Origin of the sequence: Aegicerativicinus sediminis, assembly GCF_015476115.1 — a bacterium.
In the GTDB taxonomy this organism is placed as follows: Bacteria; Bacteroidota; Bacteroidia; order Flavobacteriales; family Flavobacteriaceae; genus Aegicerativicinus; species Aegicerativicinus sediminis.
In genome coordinates this window covers 3,798,686-3,815,855 of sequence record NZ_CP064295.1, presented here as the reverse complement: position 1 = coordinate 3,815,855, position 17,170 = coordinate 3,798,686, and the positions used below count along the sequence as shown (strand labels likewise).

The window sequence follows — 17,170 nt, the reverse complement described above, 5'->3', positions numbered from 1 at the left end:
CATTATTGAAAAAAATGAAAAAGACCCTTTACGATTTAACCAAAGATGATTGGAATTCACTTTTTCCGGTTGAATTGGTAGACCACAACCCGAAATGGAAAGGCATTTTCGAAAAAGAAAAACAACAAATTTTAGAGAAAGTTGGAAGTGAGGTGATATTGCGCATCGAGCATTTCGGTAGCTCCTCCATTCCTTCGATAAAATCTAAACCATACATTGATTTGCTAATTGAAATTCCAAAGCATTTGATGTTCAATGAAAATTTGATTGCGTTATTTTCTGAGATGGGATATTCTCATTTTAAAGTGCCTGCCAGAGATTCAATTGATGAATATTCATCGTTTGGGAAAGGTTACAACTTAGACGGAGAAAAAGAGCAAATTTTCCATATCCATATGTGTCCTAAAGATAATGCCATGTGGAAACAACTAGGATTTCGGGATTATTTAATTTCAAATGAGGAAAAGGCGAGAGAATATGAAAGATTGAAGATGGAATTAGCTTCGAAATTTCGAAATGACAGGGGCGCTTATGTATTGGGGAAAACTGAATTTATTAATGAAACCTTGAAATTGATTGGTTAAAGCTTGGCAAAGACTTCACTAATTCATGATAAAAATTCTTAAAATGAAATTCTTTAAAATTACGTTACTCATTCTTCTTTTTATTAAGTACTCAGAAGGTTATCCACAAGGTGCTAAAATTGAAGAGGAAATTTTAAAAATCGCTAAAGAATGGACCAATGCATGGAATGGTAAGATCGACAAAGATCGTATGATGCGTTTATACGATAATGATCTATTGTATTATTGGCGAGGCAGCGCAGATACCTATGAAGAGTTTGAAAATGTTTTAGTGAATTTCATTATTCCTACTTCAGATGGAAGTACAATCCTTGAAATGACAAATCCCACTATTGTATTTCAAAATAAAGGGAGTGCCATAGTGTCTTTCAATATACGTGATAAGGGCAGTTCAGATGAATTGGGAGGCGCTGCTTTTAGTTTGGGGTTAAAAGAAACCCTAGGGGAATGGAAAATTGTACACGTGCATGAATCTCCGGTTAGGCCTTTACCTCCATATGATTTTGAGGAGCAATTCAATAATGTTTCCAAAAAGTACCAAGACGATTATATGAATGCACGCTGTGATGCTATTTTACCTATTTTGGATGAGCATCTTGTTATTTATGAAAATGGTGAGCAATGGCCATATGGAAAGGTTAAAGCCTATTGTCCGAAACTACCGGTAAAACCTGTAATCTCTACAGAAAGAAATTATAACATACTTGATGAGACTACGGTTTATGAATTTGTAAGCCAGCAGTACGAAAGCAATTCAAAAGAACCTATTAATGAAACCGTAGCCCGTATATGGAAATTTTCAGATGATGAATGGAAAATTGTACAAATGGATATTTCGAGAAATTGGATTAAAGAACGTTGAAACTTCAATTAAACCCAGAATCTCTAAATTATTTAATATCACTTTACTAAATTCAATTTAGTACCTTAGTTTTCGGCTAATAATCAATATTGACGTTTTTAATTGAGTTAGAATTATGACGCTTGAAGATTTAGGATATGACGAATACTTCCAAAATTTTAGATCTGAAAATAATTTAGAAGGTTTTGGTGTTGGTCGAGTAATCGCAGAACATAAGGAACGCTATGAGGTAAAGACCATTGAAAAAGAATATGAAGCTGAAATACTTGGGAACATACGATTCACAGCCCAAAGTAGAGCTGATTTCCCGGCGGTAGGAGATTGGGTGGCTATTTCAGAATATGATGTGGATAAAGTTCTTATCCATGCCATTTTTCCAAGGAAGTCGATTATTGAAAGACAAATGGTGGGAAAAAATGGCGAAAAGCAAATCATTGCTACCAATATAGATACGGCCTTCATTATACAGGCCGTTGATCGAGACTTTAACCTTAATCGGTTAGAACGTTACCTAACGATATGTTATAATTCGAAGATAGAACCAGTAATCGTTTTGAGTAAAATTGATCTGATGGGTGAAGATGAACTTATGGTTTTGGAAAAAGACGTTAAAAATAGAATACCCGACGTTAAGGTTTTTTCTGTTTCAAATGAATCTTTAATCGGTATTGAGTATTTACAATCCTTTATCGAGAGAGGGCAAACATATTGCTTATTGGGTTCATCGGGTGTTGGTAAGTCTTCATTGCTAAATTCCCTCTATGGAGATGAACTCATGAAAACAAGTTCGATTAGTGAACATTCCAAACGAGGTAAACATGTTACAACCCATAGGGAATTAAGGGTTTTAAAAAATGGAGGCATTATAATCGATAATCCTGGAATGAGGGAGGTTGGGATAACTGAAAATGCTGAGGGCCTACAGTCAACTTTTGATTCTATTTATGAATTGTCTGATGAATGTAAATTTAAAGACTGTTCACATACCACGGAAGCAGGTTGTGCGGTTCTAGAGGCAGTAGATAAAGGGGAAATAGATATGTCTTCTTATGAAAATTATCTGCGGATGTTGAGGGAACAAAAACATTTTGAAACCACCTTGAAGGACAAGCGAAAAAAGGACAAAATGTTTGGTAAACTTATGAAACGTTATAAAAAAGGTAATTATAAAAACTTTTAAAGGAATTTCTATTTACATGGTTGGTTTCCACAAAACTTATATAATTTTCCTATTAGCTTTTTAGATTATGACTTTCCAATGTTTTTTTTGCTGTCTCATTCTCTTTTTACTTAGCTGTAAATCGGAAAAACCAACAGAAATTACTGGTCCAATAATCACACTTCAAAATACTTCAACAGAATTGGAACTATTTGGTGAAGGAATAGTTTCTACGGCCCTATATGAAAGAGATATTGCGATTTCGCAAAATGGCAATGAACTTGTGTTTACTTTAGGCGATTTTAAACAAAATAATAGATGCTTGGTCATTTTATCAAAATTGGAGGGAAATTGGTCTCAGCCTCAAATTTTGCCCTTTTCAGGGAAGTATCAAGATATTGAACCATTTTTCACCACTAAAGGCAATAGGTTATACTTTGCTTCCAACAGGCCTATTTATAATGATAAAACAAGGAGTGACTATAATATATGGTATGTTGATAGAGCAGAGGATGGCTGGTCCGAGCCAATCGCTATGGATACCCTCATTAACACAACTGCAGATGAATTTTATCCTTCCCTAAGTGACAATGGAAATTTATATTTCACGACAACCAAAGTGGGAGGTATAGGCAGGGAGGATATTTTTGTTTCTGAATTTCAGAATGGAAAGTATAACCCACCTTTTCCCTTACCAATAGCTGTCAATTCTGCAACCTATGAATTTAATTCCTATATCTCTCCTGAAGAAGATCTTCTAATTTTTAGTTCTTATGGCAGGGAAGATGATTTGGGTGGTGGCGATCTCTATTTTAGTATTAGAGATGATAATGGGAATTGGAAAGAGGCCGAAAACATGGGGTCAAAAATCAATTCTAATAAACTCGACTTTTGCCCATTTATAGATTGGAAAAACCAATCGTTCTATTTTACTAGTGAAAGGGGAACGGAATTACAAAAGCCAATAAAAAGTGTGGAAGAATTGAAGGAAATTGTGGATAATGTCCTAAATGGATATGGTAATATATTTAGAATAGATATGGAAGAAATTAAACCATTTCAAAAAATACATTGATCTGTTGTAGCAATGAGAAAAATAACAGTTTTATCAATGATTTCAATTGACGGAGTTATGCAGGCTCCAGGTGGACCCGATGAGGACCCATCCGGTGGATTTAATTTTGGTGGTTGGACGAGGCCATTTGGTGATAAGATTTATGGAGAAGTAGTTCGTGAAGAATTGCAGCCTGCCGAATATCTTTTAGGCCGTAAAACCTTTGAAATATGGGAGAATTATTGGCCTAACAATACTGAGTTTTGGCCTAGTATAAATGAAGGCAATAAATATGTTGTTTCCAGTACAAGATCTCATTCTGATTGGAATAATACTATATTTTTAAAAAGTGTCGATACCATAAAGAATCTTAAGAATTCAGAAGGCATGGATATTCAAACCTGGGGAAGCAGCAAATTGGTGCAGACATTATTTGAACACAATCTGGTCGATGAAATCCGACTAAAAATACATCCAGTAATTTTAGGAAAAGGGAAGAGGCTATTTGATAATGGTTCTGTTCCAACAAACTTCAGTTTGAAAACCCATCTTATAACGACAACTGGTGTGATTATTGCGCATTATACAAAGTCTGATAATTTAATAGAACCTTCAAATACCACTGAAACTTAAAATTAAATGGAGGCACGAAAACTCTCGATTATAGCTGGTATTAGCTATCTAATAATCTTTTTCTCAGCGATTTTTGCAAATTTTTTTGTTATTGAATCCTTAGTGGAAGCTCCACTTTCTACCGTTCAAAATAGCCCTATGATTGTCCGATTTGGAATATTGGCATTTTTGATTACCGTTGTGTTCGATGTTGTTGTTGCTTGGGCCTTTTACGAATTATTCAAAGGTCACTTCCTAAATGTCTTAAGTACATTGTTTCGGGTGATGCATGCGGCAATAATGGGTGTGGCTATATTTTCCTTGCCTTTTATATTAGAGGCAATTAATGAATCGCAAATCATCAATCAATTGGAAATATTCAATGCCATATGGTTAATTGGTCTTTTCTTTTTTGGAATTCATTTAATACTTCTAGGAGTCATTTTGAAAAAACCTAAATTGATTAGCCTGTTTCTAATATTGGCTGGTGCTATGTATATATTGGATACGGTTGCGCATTTTCTATTGCCGAACTATACCGAATATGGATCCATATTTTTAGCCTTAGTTGCAATACCAAGTATTGTCGGTGAAATGTCTTTAGCAGTTTGGCTTTTGATGAAAGGATTTACAAATAAATTTTAGAATGAAATAAATAAAAAATTTTAAATTAAATCACCTGTTATTCAAAAAGATAAAAGCTACAAGCCTTAAATATGAAGATTAAAAATCAAAATCCATTTTCAATATATATTCTGTTAATAAGCTGTTTGATTCTTTCTTGTAATTCAAATGAAGACTTAGCCATTATTGAAAGCTTTCCCAAAATAAATGCCACAGACATTAGTCCTGACACTCATTTGAAATTGACATTTAAAACTCAACCGGTCCTTGGGAATTCTGGAAAAATTCAGGTGTTTGATAAGGATACGGATTCTCTGGTGGATCTTATTGATATGAGTATACCTGCTGGGCCGACCGAGCCAAATGTCAACCCGGAGGCTGATTATACGCCAATACCATATACCTATGTGGAGGGTAGGTTTACAAATGCAAACACGTTACCAGGAACCCCGTCAGGAGTAGCCCTTCCAAACAAAAAGAATTATCAGTTAACTATCATAGGAGGATTTACTGATGCTTTTCACTTTTACCCCATTATTGTAAAAGACCAGACCGCTACGATTTATTTGCATCATAATTTGTTGGATTACGGTAAAACATATTATGTATTGATGGATAGTACTGTTTTATCTACTGAAGATGGGAGTTTCAAAGGAATTTATGATAAGGAAACCTGGCAGTTTACAACCCGTGAAACTGGTCCTAATCTAGCTACTAATAAATTAGTCGTCGACGGTACAGGCAACGGTGATTTTAATACTGTACAAGGAGCTTTAGATTACATCCCAAGTTTTCATAATGATACAATCGAAATTGAGATTAAAAATGGCGTATATGAAGAGCTAATTTATTTTAGAAATAAGTCCAATATTATCATTAAAGGGGAAGAAAAGGAGAATGTAATTATTCAATATGCCAATAACGAAGTATTTAATCCCCATCCTTGGAATGTAAAAACAAACGAATGGCCAGGAACTTTTCCATCTCGTAGGGCTGCATTTGCTATGGATAATTGCGCTAATATTCAACTATACAATCTAACCATTAAAAACTTGCTTAAGGGTCAGGCTGAGGGGTTATTGATTAATGGAAGTAAGAATGTTGTAAAGAATGTTCATATCGTTGGTGATGGGGATGCTTTGCAAACAAACGGAACTGCTTATTTTCAGGATGTAAGTATTGATGGAGGAGGCGATATGATACTAGGTCGCGGACCAGCATTTTTTAAGAATTGTGATTTTATTTCGCCGGGTCCATTTATGTGGATTAGAAATACGGATGCCAACCATGGAAATGTATTTGTAAATTGTAGCTTTACCGGTACACGTGAGCAAGGAAGTGAACTGGCAAGGGCTCCTACTAATAAAGGAATTTATTCGTATCCATTTAGCGAGGCTGTATTAATTAATTGTAAATTAAAAAATATTGTTCCGAAAGGATGGGGTGTAGTTGGAGGTGATAAAACAAATATTCATTATTGGGAATATAACAGTATAAATCTTGATGACGGAGTACCGGTCGATACATCGCAAAGAGCTGATTTTTCTCGCCAACTTACACCAGAGAGTGATAAAGAATTAATTGAGAATTATTCGAAGCCTTCATTTGTGCTGCAAGGTTGGCAGCCAAATTTGAGGTTTTAGATGTGAATAAACCTGCCCCATTTAACGACAATTGGTATTAAAAATCATAATGAATAAGAAGTTTTAATTATTGTTATAAATGGATAGAATAAATTTTTTAAAAGATCTTAATAGAAAATACTTCAATGGCGAATTATCAACTAATTTCCTGACCAGATTACAGCAGCTACCCGTTGATAGACCAGACGTATTTTCGTTTGTAGAGCGCATGTTCAATTTTGTTAGACTAAGTGGTATACCTGCTAAGGATTTATCGTTATTTCATGCGGATGTTATGGGCACGCTTCTCGCCAGAATTTTGCCAGGTGGATGGGGAGGAAAAATCCCTCCAATAACAGTGCAAGGTAGGCATGCAATAATAGACACCTATATAGGCAATAATCCATATTTAAAAAGTAATGGAAAAACCATGTTGGATATTGGTTGTGGTTTTCCGCCATTTACCACTATTGAGGTTTCAAATTATTTAAAAAATTGGAAAGTTGTTGGGGCTGATCCGTCTCTTCCAGCCTACCTTGTATATGATGAAGATGGAAATTATGCCACTTTTGATGATACTAAATCAATAGTCTATTTTCAACCTGCAATTCCGTCAATCGATAATTGGAACTCACTTTTAAGTGATGTTTCCGCTACAAAGAAGCGGTTTGAACAACTTTTAAATGAATTCCTAATAAATCCTAAAACAGAAGGATTTCCAAGGTTGGAAATTGATCCGATAAAAAGTTACGAAACTGAATTTCTATCATTCAAAAATGGAGGAATTGGTGAGATTGAAATTGAGGAAAAAGATGTTATTCGCTGCTTTAACGTAATGTATTATTTTGATAATAATTTTCAAGATAAGGCTCTCAATTGGTTTTCACAGAAAACTGTAGAAGGCGGCATTGTTATGGTAGGTGGTGATTGGGCTCATTCAACCGAATGCTATTATCATCTATTTCAAAAAGAGAGTGGCGAGCTCAGGAAAAAGGAATTTTCATTTAGTATAGATTGCATAAGTCCTTTTGCAATTGTTACATGGTATACCAATTTTGGAGATGATTGGCAAAAACTAGATTTGGTCAAATACATTAAAATTATCCGTAGTAATGAAGAGTTTATGGATGAATTCAATGCTTTTCATGATTCTCAACGGGCACGCAATAAACTTTGTCCACGCGATTCTCAAGGATACTATGGAGATATCGATCATACGTTGTCTCCTATAGAATTATGGTCTAAAATTAGAGCAATGCATGATGAATTAATCGAAGCGGGATTCGTCCAAAAAGTAGTTAAGGTATTGCAGCTAAGTGGCATAAAAGCCAGGGTAAATGAAGTCAATCATATTGCTATTGAATTATAGGTTTTACTCTTGTATCTTTCCCCACATTTTGTAAACTAATTGGAAGCGGAAAAAAAGCCCACAGTTATTAAAAAGTTGAAAGCTTGGGCCAAACGACTTAAGCAAGAATTAAAGGCTCTAGACATAGCTTTAACTGAAAACCTAGTTCCATGGTATGTTAAGGTGCTTATAATAATTACCTTGGGTTATGCTTTAAGTCCAATTGATTTAATTCCTGATTTTATTCCAATTCTGGGACTACTTGATGACCTAATTATTATTCCCTTACTAATTTCTCTTATTACAAGGTTAGTTCCTAAAGAAGTTATGGCTTATTGCCGGGAACAAGCTGAGATTAGGAAGATCAGTCTTAAAAAGAATTGGCGATTTGCTTTGGTTATTGTAGTGATATGGACAATATTGGCATATCATATATATAAATTAATAACTAATTGAATTTAAAATTTATTTATTTGCCTGTTAGTCGTTCAATAAGAGCGATTAATGTTTTAAGAAGTTTTCCTCTAATACTTTTTTTGGTTATATGTATTTAAATAACAGGTTCCTTGGTTTTCTTTTATTGTTTCTACATGGGTTTATTATTACATATGCCCAAAATTATGGTAAGAATGGGATGGTTGTAAGTTCAAATCAAATTGCCTCTGAAGTTGGAGTAGAGATTCTGAAAAAGGGAGGTAACGCAATTGATGCCAGCATTGCAACGGCATTTGCCTTAGCGGTTACTCATCCAACTGCAGGAAATATTGGTGGAGGTGGTTTTATTGTTTATAAGCAGCAAAATGGATTGGCTACAACGATAGATTTTAGGGAAAAGGCACCTGCAGCTGCAAGGGTCGATATGTTTACAAATAAAGATGGTGATTTGCTGGAAAATTATAGAACGACCTTAGCAGCTGTCGGAACTCCGGGAACAGTAGCGGGTTTATATCTAGCCCATCAGAAATACGGTAAACTTCCTTGGAAGAAATTAGTACAACCTGCTATTGATCTTGCCAAAAAAGGATTTCCTATGCCATGGAACATCTATAGTTATGGTAATTACCTCAAGGATTCTGATGATTTTGAAGATTCTAAGTTTTTGTTTATTAAACACTATTTCGATGATGCCAACGGAAATTTGGTGGAACCCCACGATATTTGGACTCAACCAGAATTGGCCAGAACCCTAAAATATATTAGGGATAAAGGCAAAGATGGATTTTATAAGGGGACGGTAGCAAAAGAAATAGCGGCTTTTATGGCTGCTAATGGGGGGCTTATTACTGAGGAGGATTTGTTGAACTATGAGGCTATAGAGCGTAAACCGATTGAAGGTTATTATAAGGGCTTCAAGGTATATTCTATGCCGCCACCATCTTCTGGTGGTATAACTCTTGTTCAAATGCTTAACATGATAGAACAGGCAGATTTAAATTCCATTGAGTTTAATTCTCATGAATATGTTCATATTATGGCTGAGGTAATGAGACGAGCTTATGCTAATAGAGCTGAATATTTGGGAGATCCAGATTTGAATCCAGACATGCCAATTGAAAAATTAATTTCAAAGGATTACGCCAAAGCGTTATTTGATAGTATTGATCTAGAGAGAGCTTCAGTTAGCGATTCAATTAATTTTGCTCAAGCATATGAGAGTGAACAAACCACACATTTATCGGTGGTTGATAAGCAAGGAAATGCAGTTAGTTTAACTTATACTCTTGAGCAGGGGTATGGCTCAAAATTAGGGTCCCCAAAATTAGGTTTCATATTCAACAATGAAATGGGAGATTTCAATCCTAAACCTGGTGTGACTTCAGGTTGGATGATAGGAACACAGCCAAATGTAATTGCTCCTAATAAACGTATGTTGTCTAGTATGACACCGACGATACTTACCAAAGATGACAAGCCTTTTATGGTTATCGGTACACCTGGGGGAAGGACCATTATTAATACTGTATTCCAAACCATTGTTGGTGCAATTGGTTATAAAATGCCTATTGAGGATGCAATTAATGTTATGAAGATTCATCATCAATGGATGCCGGATGTAATTATGTATGAGAAGGATTTGATGTCACCTGATACCCGAAAAATTTTAGAAGAAATGGGTCATACTCTTAATTCTCGAAGTAATCTGGGAGAATTGATGGGCATTCTTTATAGCGAGGAATTACAAGCCTATTTTGGAGCTTCTGATGTTTCTAGCGTTAATGGAGGTGCTATTGGGTTCTAACCAGATTAAAGTTGAGAATAAGATAGAGGCTTTAAAAACACTCTAGTGATGTCGTTCATGGCATTTGCATATTCCTCTAATTTGGTAATTCTTATCCATTCTGGGTGTTGACCAAATTTAGACCAAGCTTGTTTATGGTGATCGATGTCTTTAAACGCCAATAGATATGTTAATGAGGGCATATGTGTGCCTGCAATATCAGAACCGAAAAACACCATCGGTAAGTCTACATCTACAAAAATACCAAACTCACTGTCATCAAACATTTTAACTTTTCTCCGAAGGGCATCCTCATTATGACTGTTATAAATTCTTAATTCGAATAGTTGTGCATTTTCATTTGGGACTTTAATTTCAGGAAACCCCTTGGAGGATTTAATTAGATTGGTTGTATAGTTATTAAAAGGAATAATCGTTTCACTGGCATTTATATATTCTTTGGCATCAGCTAAAAACTTCTGGTCTTTTTCAATTAACTCTTTACTGTCTAGAAAGGTTTGGATATTCTTGTAAGGTATAAGAACATAGATTTTTTTTGGTAAACTTTCACTTGTTTCTTCAAATGCGCCGATTGGGTCGATACCTTGTCGATTTAATGCTGGTATAAGGGCATCTTTTAAATAATTGTGTAATACATCCCCAGATCTAAAAAATTCCAATTCATAGGTTCTTAACTCATATACTTGTTTTTGTGCAAAAGAGTATGATGAACTTATTAGCAAAAAGAATAGAAAGAAAAACTTACGCATTTTAATGAAGGATTAATTAACGATCCAAAATATGAATAATTCATATTCCATTTTTTAAAGTTCTAAAATAAAATTCAAATAAAATTTTGCTACCGCTGGAATAGTAAAAATTGATCATTAAATGAATGCAATTTGACTTGGAAATGTCAATTTGACGAAATAGAAATAATATCTAACTTATTGTATTTCAGAATTTAGTATCTTTTAGGTTCTAACCAACAACCTTTAAAAAATGAAAAGATCTCTATTTACATTAGTCAGTTTAATCTTTTTTGGTTTAGTTCTCAATTTTACTAATTGCCAGCAAAAAGTGGAAACTGAGGAGGTAATTGAAACCAAAGAAGGAAATAATGTACCCATGCTAGTGGATACAACATATTCCTTTAAATTTAAAAAAGAATTAGATCCTCTTACAGTCGGTAAACCTTTTATAAACCAATTATTCGTTGATACCCTTTTGGTTCAAATGTACACATCAACAATAAAACCTGGAGATTCTATGGCTTTACATCAGCACCCTGACCATACGGTATATGTTTTAAAAGGAGGGACTTTAAAATTGAGTTTTAATGGTAGTGATCCTGTTGAAATGGAATTTAAAGAGGGCACGGGATTTATGAGCGGACCTGCAAGTGATTATGCGGTGAATATCGGCGAAACCGACGTTTCTTTTCTAATCCATGAAATTTATAGACCAAGAGGTATTGCAAAAACATTGGAAGATGTGGACTATTAAGCCATCGCAAATTTTTCTCGATAACTAATTGGGGTCATCCCCGTAATTTTCCGGAAAGTTTCCCTAAAAGCTTTAGTGTCTGAATATCCCACGTTGAACATCACTTCATTGACGGTTTTCTGTCCGCGTTCTAAATCTTTTTTCGCAGCTTCAATCTTTACTCTTTGAATGTATTCTAAGATTGTATTGGAGGTAGCCTTTTTGAAACGTCTTTCAAAGGTTCTTCTTGAAATATTTAGCATTTCACAAAGCTCATCAACGGTTAATTTATCTTCAAAATGGGCTTCTATATAATTTTGTGCTTTCAATATTTCCAAATCCTCATGAGATTTTTGACCCTTAAACATAATGAAAGGCGATTGGCTCTCACGATCTATGTCGACCATAAATCCCTTAGATGCTATTAATGCGATTTCCCGACCTGCAAACTTTTCTATAAGATAAATGAGAAGGTTTGTAAACGAATAGGCGCCCCCGCTCGTATAAATTCCTTGATCGTCGGTAATTATTTTGTCATCCATTAAATGGACCTTGGGATATCTATTTTTAAACTCATTTGCATATTGCCAATGTGTAGAGCAAGTCTTTCCATCCAAAAGACCACTTTCAGCCAATACAAATGAACCGACACACATGGTTACAATTTCTGAGCCTTTTTTATATTGCTCTTTAAGCCATGGCAAAAGTTCCTTATTTTGATTGAATACAGTTTCAAATTTTCCATGAATTGCTGGTAAAACAATAATATCTTGTTTTTCAACCTGGTCAATCAATAATTGTGGCTTTACAGTATATAGTCCATGTTGTTGTGTTGCTTCATTATCGAGACCAACCATTTGAATTTTGAACAAAGGTTTTTTTCCCTTACCATGAAGGAATCCATTAACCCATGAAAACATATGATGGGTGCCTTCAAGATTTACCATACTAAAGTGTCCGCGAGGTATTATGATAGAGACATTTTTCATGCTAAAATTTATTGGTAAACTTACAACTTAAAGTTGTCGCAAACAACCCCTCATAATGTCGTATATGCACAGGTGTTGTTGAAAACCAGCTGCTTAACTTTGAGAAAATTATCAATTTTGATAGACAAAAATTAAATTTTAAAAGATGACAACTGTAAATCCTTATCTATTGTTTAATGGAAATTGTGAAGAGGCCTTCAACCATTATAAAAAGATTTTCAAAAGAGAATTCCTGCAAATATCAAAATACTCAGACATGCCGGCGGTTGATAATGCATTGCCTATTCCAGATGATAAAAAGCATTGGATTATGCATGTGGCATTACCATTGGATAACGGTAATATAATAATGGGAAGCGATCGTCACCCAACATTTAATAATTTGGCGTTTGGAGAAAACTGTAAACTTTCTATTTCTGTAGACACAAAAGATGAAGCCAATAGACTATTTGATGGACTCTCTTTAAATGGGTCCGTTGAGATGCCCATGGAAGATACTTTTTGGGGGGATTATTTTGGGATGTGCACCGACCAATTTGGTGTAGAATGGATGGTAAGTTTTAATACATCTACCCATTAATGTATAAAATCTAATAAAAATTAAAATTAACAATTATGGCAAAGCAGATTTTTGTCAACCTTCCAGTTGATAATCTCGATAATTCAATTATATTTTTTAAATCTTTAGGGTTTGAATTTAATCCAATATTTACAGATGAAAAGGCGGGATGCCTCATTTTGGGTGAGAACATATACGCCATGTTACTTACAAAACCAATGTTTAAAAATTTCACCAAGAAAGAAATTGCAGATGCCAAAAAAACTACTGAGGTTTTATTGGCAATAGATGTTGAGAGCAGGGAAGAAGTGGATGAAATGGTTCAAAATGCTGTAGAATCTGGAGGATCTATTTACATGGATACTCAAGACCACGGATGGATGTATGCGCATAGCTTTTCAGATTTAGAGGGGCACCAATGGGAAGTTATGTATATAGATGAAACAAAAATGCCTCAATAATTAGGTATGGTTGAGATCTTTAAAACTAATATCTCGAAGAAAAAAGAGGCCAATTCTATTTTAGAAAAGTTAAGTTATTGCTTCCCTAATTACCGAATGAATTTCGATTTGGAAGATTGTGATAACATCCTTAGGGTAGAATACAGAACGGTGGAAACCCATGCGGTAAAAGTGGCTGTGGAAAGTTGGGGATATAGATGCATTCCTTTTGATTAACATAAAAATGTTGATAAATGCACTTTTTTCGTTTGTTTAACAAAGTTGTTTCAAATATCTTTGCAGCAGAATAAAAAAATAGATCATGTTTGATTTCGACCAATATCTAGGATTTTTAGCCTTTCTAACCATATTAACCATAGGATTTTGGTTGATGATATTTCTAATTACTTTCGTGATACCATATTGGATTGGTGGGGCATTAATTGAGAGATATAAGGAATATAGAGCAGAAAAGAAACGCAAGCAACAGGAAGAGACCGTTTAGATCTCTTTTTCAAATAAAAAAAAGGCTACCATTTGGTAGCCTTTTTTTTTGCTTCACTTTATTAGGCTTTGGTTTTTCCTCCGCCCTGAAATTCCCCACCGTCATCATCGAAATTATCTGGGCCACGTCTTCCTTCATTACGTCTTTTCTGTTGATTAAAACGATAAATAAATGAAATATTCACCTGACGCTGTCTCCATTGGAACTCACCATAACGTTCAAAAAAATCGGTAGTGGTTACAGATTTATAAATACGGGAATTAAATACATCTTGTGCATTTAAGGAAATTGTACCATTATTGTTTAGAATATCTTTACTGAAGGCCAAATCCATAGAGAATATACCTTCTCTATCAGATTGCACCTGTTGTTGAGCTCCTCTATAATTCATATTGGTTTGCCAATCGATGTTCCAAGGTAAAGTAACTTTAGAACTAAATCTTGTAAACCAACTACTGTTTTTCGCACTATAATCAACATCATTAAACTCTCCATCTGTTTCAAATTGGAAAAAGTTAAAACTTCCATTTAAACGCAACCATTTAGCAGGATTATACATCATCCCTACCTCAGCACCAATTCGTTTGTTGGTTGACAAATTTACAGGTATAGAACGGATAATGTCAATACCATCGGATGTTTGGAATCCAGTATTTTCTTGAATCCTTTCAACCGATCCTGTTTCACGATTATAATAAACAGATGAGGTTAAAGTTAATTTATCCCAACGCCTAATGTAACCTAAATCAAAACCGTTAGAAAATGCAGGTTGAAGATTTGGATTCCCTTGCCACACATTTGTTCTACTAGAACGTGAAGGAAATGGATTAACATACCATCCTCTTGGTCTATTAATTCGCCTGTTGTAACCCAAGGTAATACTTTCCTCTCCACCTTCATCGGTCCGTAAATTATAAATGAGGTTAACTGTTGGAAACAATCCTAAATAATTGTTATCGAAATTTGTCTCAATCGGATATCCAAAAGCTTCTTGCAGTTCTTCTTGCGTTAACCTTGAATCTATATCTCCTTTTAGTTGGGTGTTTTCTAATCGTAAACCAAGCAAAAAGGAAAACTTTCCAAATTTTGAACCGTATTGAGTATATAGAGCCGTTACATTTTCTTTATAATTAAAAATGTTGGTTAAAGTGTCATTGACAAACAAATTACCCGTGGTTATATCCTCTTGTTCTAACACATAATCTGTGTTGTTATTTTCGTAATTTCCTCTAAAACCTGCTTCAAATCTAGAGTCTTCACCCAATGGTAAGACATAATCTGCTTGAATCAAATATTCTTTTCGGTCTTCTTCAGTAGTAACAATTTCTTGCTGAAAAGGATCTGGATTAACCTTATCTGTAAAATTATAGTCTTCTGTAATATTTGTTATTTGATCTTCTGTTCTGTTTTCATATTGAAAATCGGCAGTTAATTCATGGCCACTATCATTAAATCGATTGATATAATTAAGGGAAATTTGATAATTATTTCCATTCTCGAGTTGTGATTCTCTACGTTCAGTTTGCTCTTCAATTGAACCATTATTGAATCGGTCACTAAGATTGATCGTTAAATCTTCATCCTCTCCATATCGGTAAAACAAACTAGCGGTGATGGAAGATTTTTCAGTAAGAAAATATTCTATTCCGATATTTGAATTGTAGTTTCTATTTAATCTAGAAACGTCTGAATCTTCACGGATACGTTCATATTCCGGAGCAATTGTTTCTCCGTTTATTATTCTATCGAAGTAACGCGTATCTGAGAAACTAATTCTTGGAGCACCGAAATAGCGAAACCCAAGATTGCTGAAAAGATTGAATTTTTCAGTTCTATAATTCAAGTTGGCAGATAAATTAACATTATCTGGATTTCCTATTGTAAGGTTAAATGAACTATTAAAACCTAAGGTTTCTTTTTGTCTAAGAATGATATTTAATATACCAGCGGTACCTTCAGCATCATATCGCGCTGATGGCGAAGTAATAACTTCTACACGTTCTATGGCTTCGGCCGGCAACTGGCTTAAAACATTTGTATCGCCAAAACCCGCCATTGCAGATGGCTTTCCATTTATAAGAATACGCACATTTTCATTACCTCTCAAACTAATTGCGCCATCCACATCAACTGTTACAGAGGGTACATTATTTAAGGCATCGCTTACGGTTCCTCCGGAAGTGGTAAGATCCTTGCCAATATTATAAATCTTTTTGTCAAGTTTAATTTCAACGGTGGTTCTTTCAGCAATAACTTCTACGGCATCTAAGGCTTCTACATTAATCCCTATACGGATGTCACCTAGATGGGTGTCTTCGGTAATTGACTTATTGTTAATTTCTACCGTTTCATAAGAAATATATTCAATTCTGATATTATAGGTACCCGGTTCAATTTTGATATCAAAATTTCCTTTTAGGTCCGATATGCCACCAGTAATAACGTTACCATTTTGGTAAAACGCAACGGTAGCATATTCTAAAGGTTGGTTGACATCTTTGTCTATAATATGCCCTGTAACTTTAACCTCTTTGTTCCTTTGAGAGAAAACGGTTGTAGAAATTAATAGAACCAATAATATGGTTAGTTTTTGTTTTAAAGCGGTCATAAATTTTGATTGTTCTTTTGCGATCTGAAGCAATTGTTTAGTTGGTTTATATTATTTAAAAACCCTCCGTAAGTGGGAAGGTTTAAAAATTAGACCGTAAAAGTATGCTTAGGTTTAGCCGCTATTGGTTAAAGTTCTGTTAAAGGTAAAAACTAGAGGATATCCAGAATTTTTTCGGCTGGCCTGCCGATAACAGCTTTTCCTTTATTCACAACAATAGGTCGCTCAATAAGTTTTGGATGTGCAACCATGGCCTCAATAATTTGGTTTTGACTGAGATTTTTTCCCTTAAAATCTGTTTTCCATATAGATTCATTTGTTCTTACGAGGTCTATTGGTTCTATTTTCAATTGAGAAATTAGGTTTGTTAACTCAGATTTCGATAATGGTTTATCGAGGTATAAACGAATGTCAGGATGTATATTTTTATTTTGTAGAAGTTGCAATCCCTCTCTAGACTTACGGCATCGTGGATTATGATAAATTGTAATCTCGCTCATT

Annotated in this window: 19 protein-coding genes; 15 read left to right on the top strand and 4 right to left on the bottom strand. The window is 34.6% G+C overall.

The features are described 5' to 3' along the window. Window positions 1-14: 14 nt before the first annotated feature. From ISU00_RS16385 to ggt, 10 genes are all read left to right on the top strand, one after another. Entirely contained in the window at window positions 15-584 is a 570-nt protein-coding gene (locus ISU00_RS16385) for a GrpB family protein (protein ID WP_228851752.1), read from the top strand. A 43-nt stretch (window positions 585-627) separates the two neighbouring features. Next, the gene (locus ISU00_RS16380; RefSeq protein ID WP_228851751.1) at window positions 628-1,446 is read left to right on the top strand and encodes a nuclear transport factor 2 family protein; all 819 of its coding nucleotides are present in this window, start codon (window positions 628-630) and stop codon (window positions 1,444-1,446) included. Window positions 1,447-1,561: 115 nt separating this feature from the next. Continuing rightward, complete coding sequence (gene rsgA / locus ISU00_RS16375) at window positions 1,562-2,626, top strand: ribosome small subunit-dependent GTPase A (protein WP_228851750.1); 1,065 nt, start codon at window positions 1,562-1,564, stop codon at window positions 2,624-2,626. Between the two features lie 67 nt (window positions 2,627-2,693). Continuing rightward, a complete protein-coding gene (locus ISU00_RS16370; RefSeq protein ID WP_228851749.1) occupies window positions 2,694-3,680 on the top strand; it encodes a TolB-like translocation protein in 987 nt (328 codons plus the stop codon). Window positions 3,681-3,692: 12 nt separating this feature from the next. After that, on the top strand, window positions 3,693-4,292 hold the full coding sequence (locus ISU00_RS16365; RefSeq protein WP_228851748.1) for a dihydrofolate reductase family protein: 600 nt from the start codon (window positions 3,693-3,695) through the stop codon (window positions 4,290-4,292). Between the two features lie 6 nt (window positions 4,293-4,298). Beyond that, entirely contained in the window at window positions 4,299-4,916 is a 618-nt protein-coding gene (locus tag ISU00_RS16360; protein WP_228851747.1) for a DUF4386 domain-containing protein, read from the top strand. A 71-nt stretch (window positions 4,917-4,987) separates the two neighbouring features. Further along, window positions 4,988-6,538 (top strand): pectinesterase family protein, encoded by a 1,551-nt coding sequence (locus ISU00_RS16355; protein WP_228851746.1) that lies wholly within the window; start codon window positions 4,988-4,990, stop codon window positions 6,536-6,538. Between the two features lie 79 nt (window positions 6,539-6,617). Then, a complete protein-coding gene (locus ISU00_RS16350; RefSeq protein WP_228851745.1) occupies window positions 6,618-7,886 on the top strand; it encodes a CheR family methyltransferase in 1,269 nt (422 codons plus the stop codon). A gap of 39 nt (window positions 7,887-7,925) precedes the next feature. Continuing rightward, window positions 7,926-8,321, top strand: a complete 396-nt coding sequence (locus tag ISU00_RS16345) for a YkvA family protein (RefSeq protein WP_228851744.1) — start codon at window positions 7,926-7,928, stop codon at window positions 8,319-8,321. A gap of 88 nt (window positions 8,322-8,409) precedes the next feature. Continuing rightward, entirely contained in the window at window positions 8,410-10,104 is a 1,695-nt protein-coding gene (gene ggt, locus ISU00_RS16340) for a gamma-glutamyltransferase (RefSeq protein ID WP_228851743.1), read from the top strand. 5 nt (window positions 10,105-10,109) lie between these two features. Here the strand turns inward: ggt and ISU00_RS16335 are convergent, their stop codons facing one another. Further along, window positions 10,110-10,853, bottom strand: a complete 744-nt coding sequence (locus ISU00_RS16335; RefSeq protein WP_228851742.1) for an NIPSNAP family protein — start codon at window positions 10,851-10,853, stop codon at window positions 10,110-10,112. A gap of 232 nt (window positions 10,854-11,085) precedes the next feature. On the opposite strand from ISU00_RS16335, the gene ISU00_RS16330 reads away from it, so the two are divergent. Then, the gene (locus tag ISU00_RS16330; protein ID WP_228851741.1) at window positions 11,086-11,589 is read left to right on the top strand and encodes a cupin domain-containing protein; all 504 of its coding nucleotides are present in this window, start codon (window positions 11,086-11,088) and stop codon (window positions 11,587-11,589) included. On the opposite strand, the gene ISU00_RS16325 is transcribed toward ISU00_RS16330, so the two are convergent. After that, on the bottom strand, window positions 11,586-12,557 hold the full coding sequence (locus ISU00_RS16325) for a GlxA family transcriptional regulator (protein WP_228851740.1): 972 nt from the start codon (window positions 12,555-12,557) through the stop codon (window positions 11,586-11,588). The two genes, ISU00_RS16330 and ISU00_RS16325, sit on opposite strands and share 4 nt — an antisense overlap. Window positions 12,558-12,702: 145 nt before the next feature. On the opposite strand from ISU00_RS16325, the gene ISU00_RS16320 reads away from it, so the two are divergent. The 4 genes from ISU00_RS16320 (at window position 12,703) to ISU00_RS16305 (ending at window position 14,061) form a co-directional block, all read left to right on the top strand. Continuing rightward, on the top strand, window positions 12,703-13,137 hold the full coding sequence (locus ISU00_RS16320) for a VOC family protein (RefSeq protein WP_228851739.1): 435 nt from the start codon (window positions 12,703-12,705) through the stop codon (window positions 13,135-13,137). A 35-nt stretch (window positions 13,138-13,172) separates the two neighbouring features. Beyond that, on the top strand, window positions 13,173-13,577 hold the full coding sequence (locus ISU00_RS16315) for a VOC family protein (protein WP_228851738.1): 405 nt from the start codon (window positions 13,173-13,175) through the stop codon (window positions 13,575-13,577). 6 nt (window positions 13,578-13,583) lie between these two features. Beyond that, the gene (locus tag ISU00_RS16310; RefSeq protein WP_228851737.1) at window positions 13,584-13,793 is read left to right on the top strand and encodes a hypothetical protein; all 210 of its coding nucleotides are present in this window, start codon (window positions 13,584-13,586) and stop codon (window positions 13,791-13,793) included. An 85-nt stretch (window positions 13,794-13,878) separates the two neighbouring features. Continuing rightward, window positions 13,879-14,061 (top strand): hypothetical protein, encoded by a 183-nt coding sequence (locus tag ISU00_RS16305; protein ID WP_228851736.1) that lies wholly within the window; start codon window positions 13,879-13,881, stop codon window positions 14,059-14,061. Window positions 14,062-14,122: 61 nt separating this feature from the next. Here ISU00_RS16305 and ISU00_RS16300 read toward each other — a convergent pair whose 3' ends face one another. Beyond that, on the bottom strand, window positions 14,123-16,669 hold the full coding sequence (locus ISU00_RS16300) for an outer membrane beta-barrel family protein (RefSeq protein ID WP_228851735.1): 2,547 nt from the start codon (window positions 16,667-16,669) through the stop codon (window positions 14,123-14,125). A 152-nt stretch (window positions 16,670-16,821) separates the two neighbouring features. Then, a complete protein-coding gene (gene arsC, locus ISU00_RS16295) occupies window positions 16,822-17,169 on the bottom strand; it encodes an arsenate reductase (glutaredoxin) (RefSeq protein WP_228851734.1) in 348 nt (115 codons plus the stop codon). Window position 17,170 lies beyond the last annotated feature (1 nt).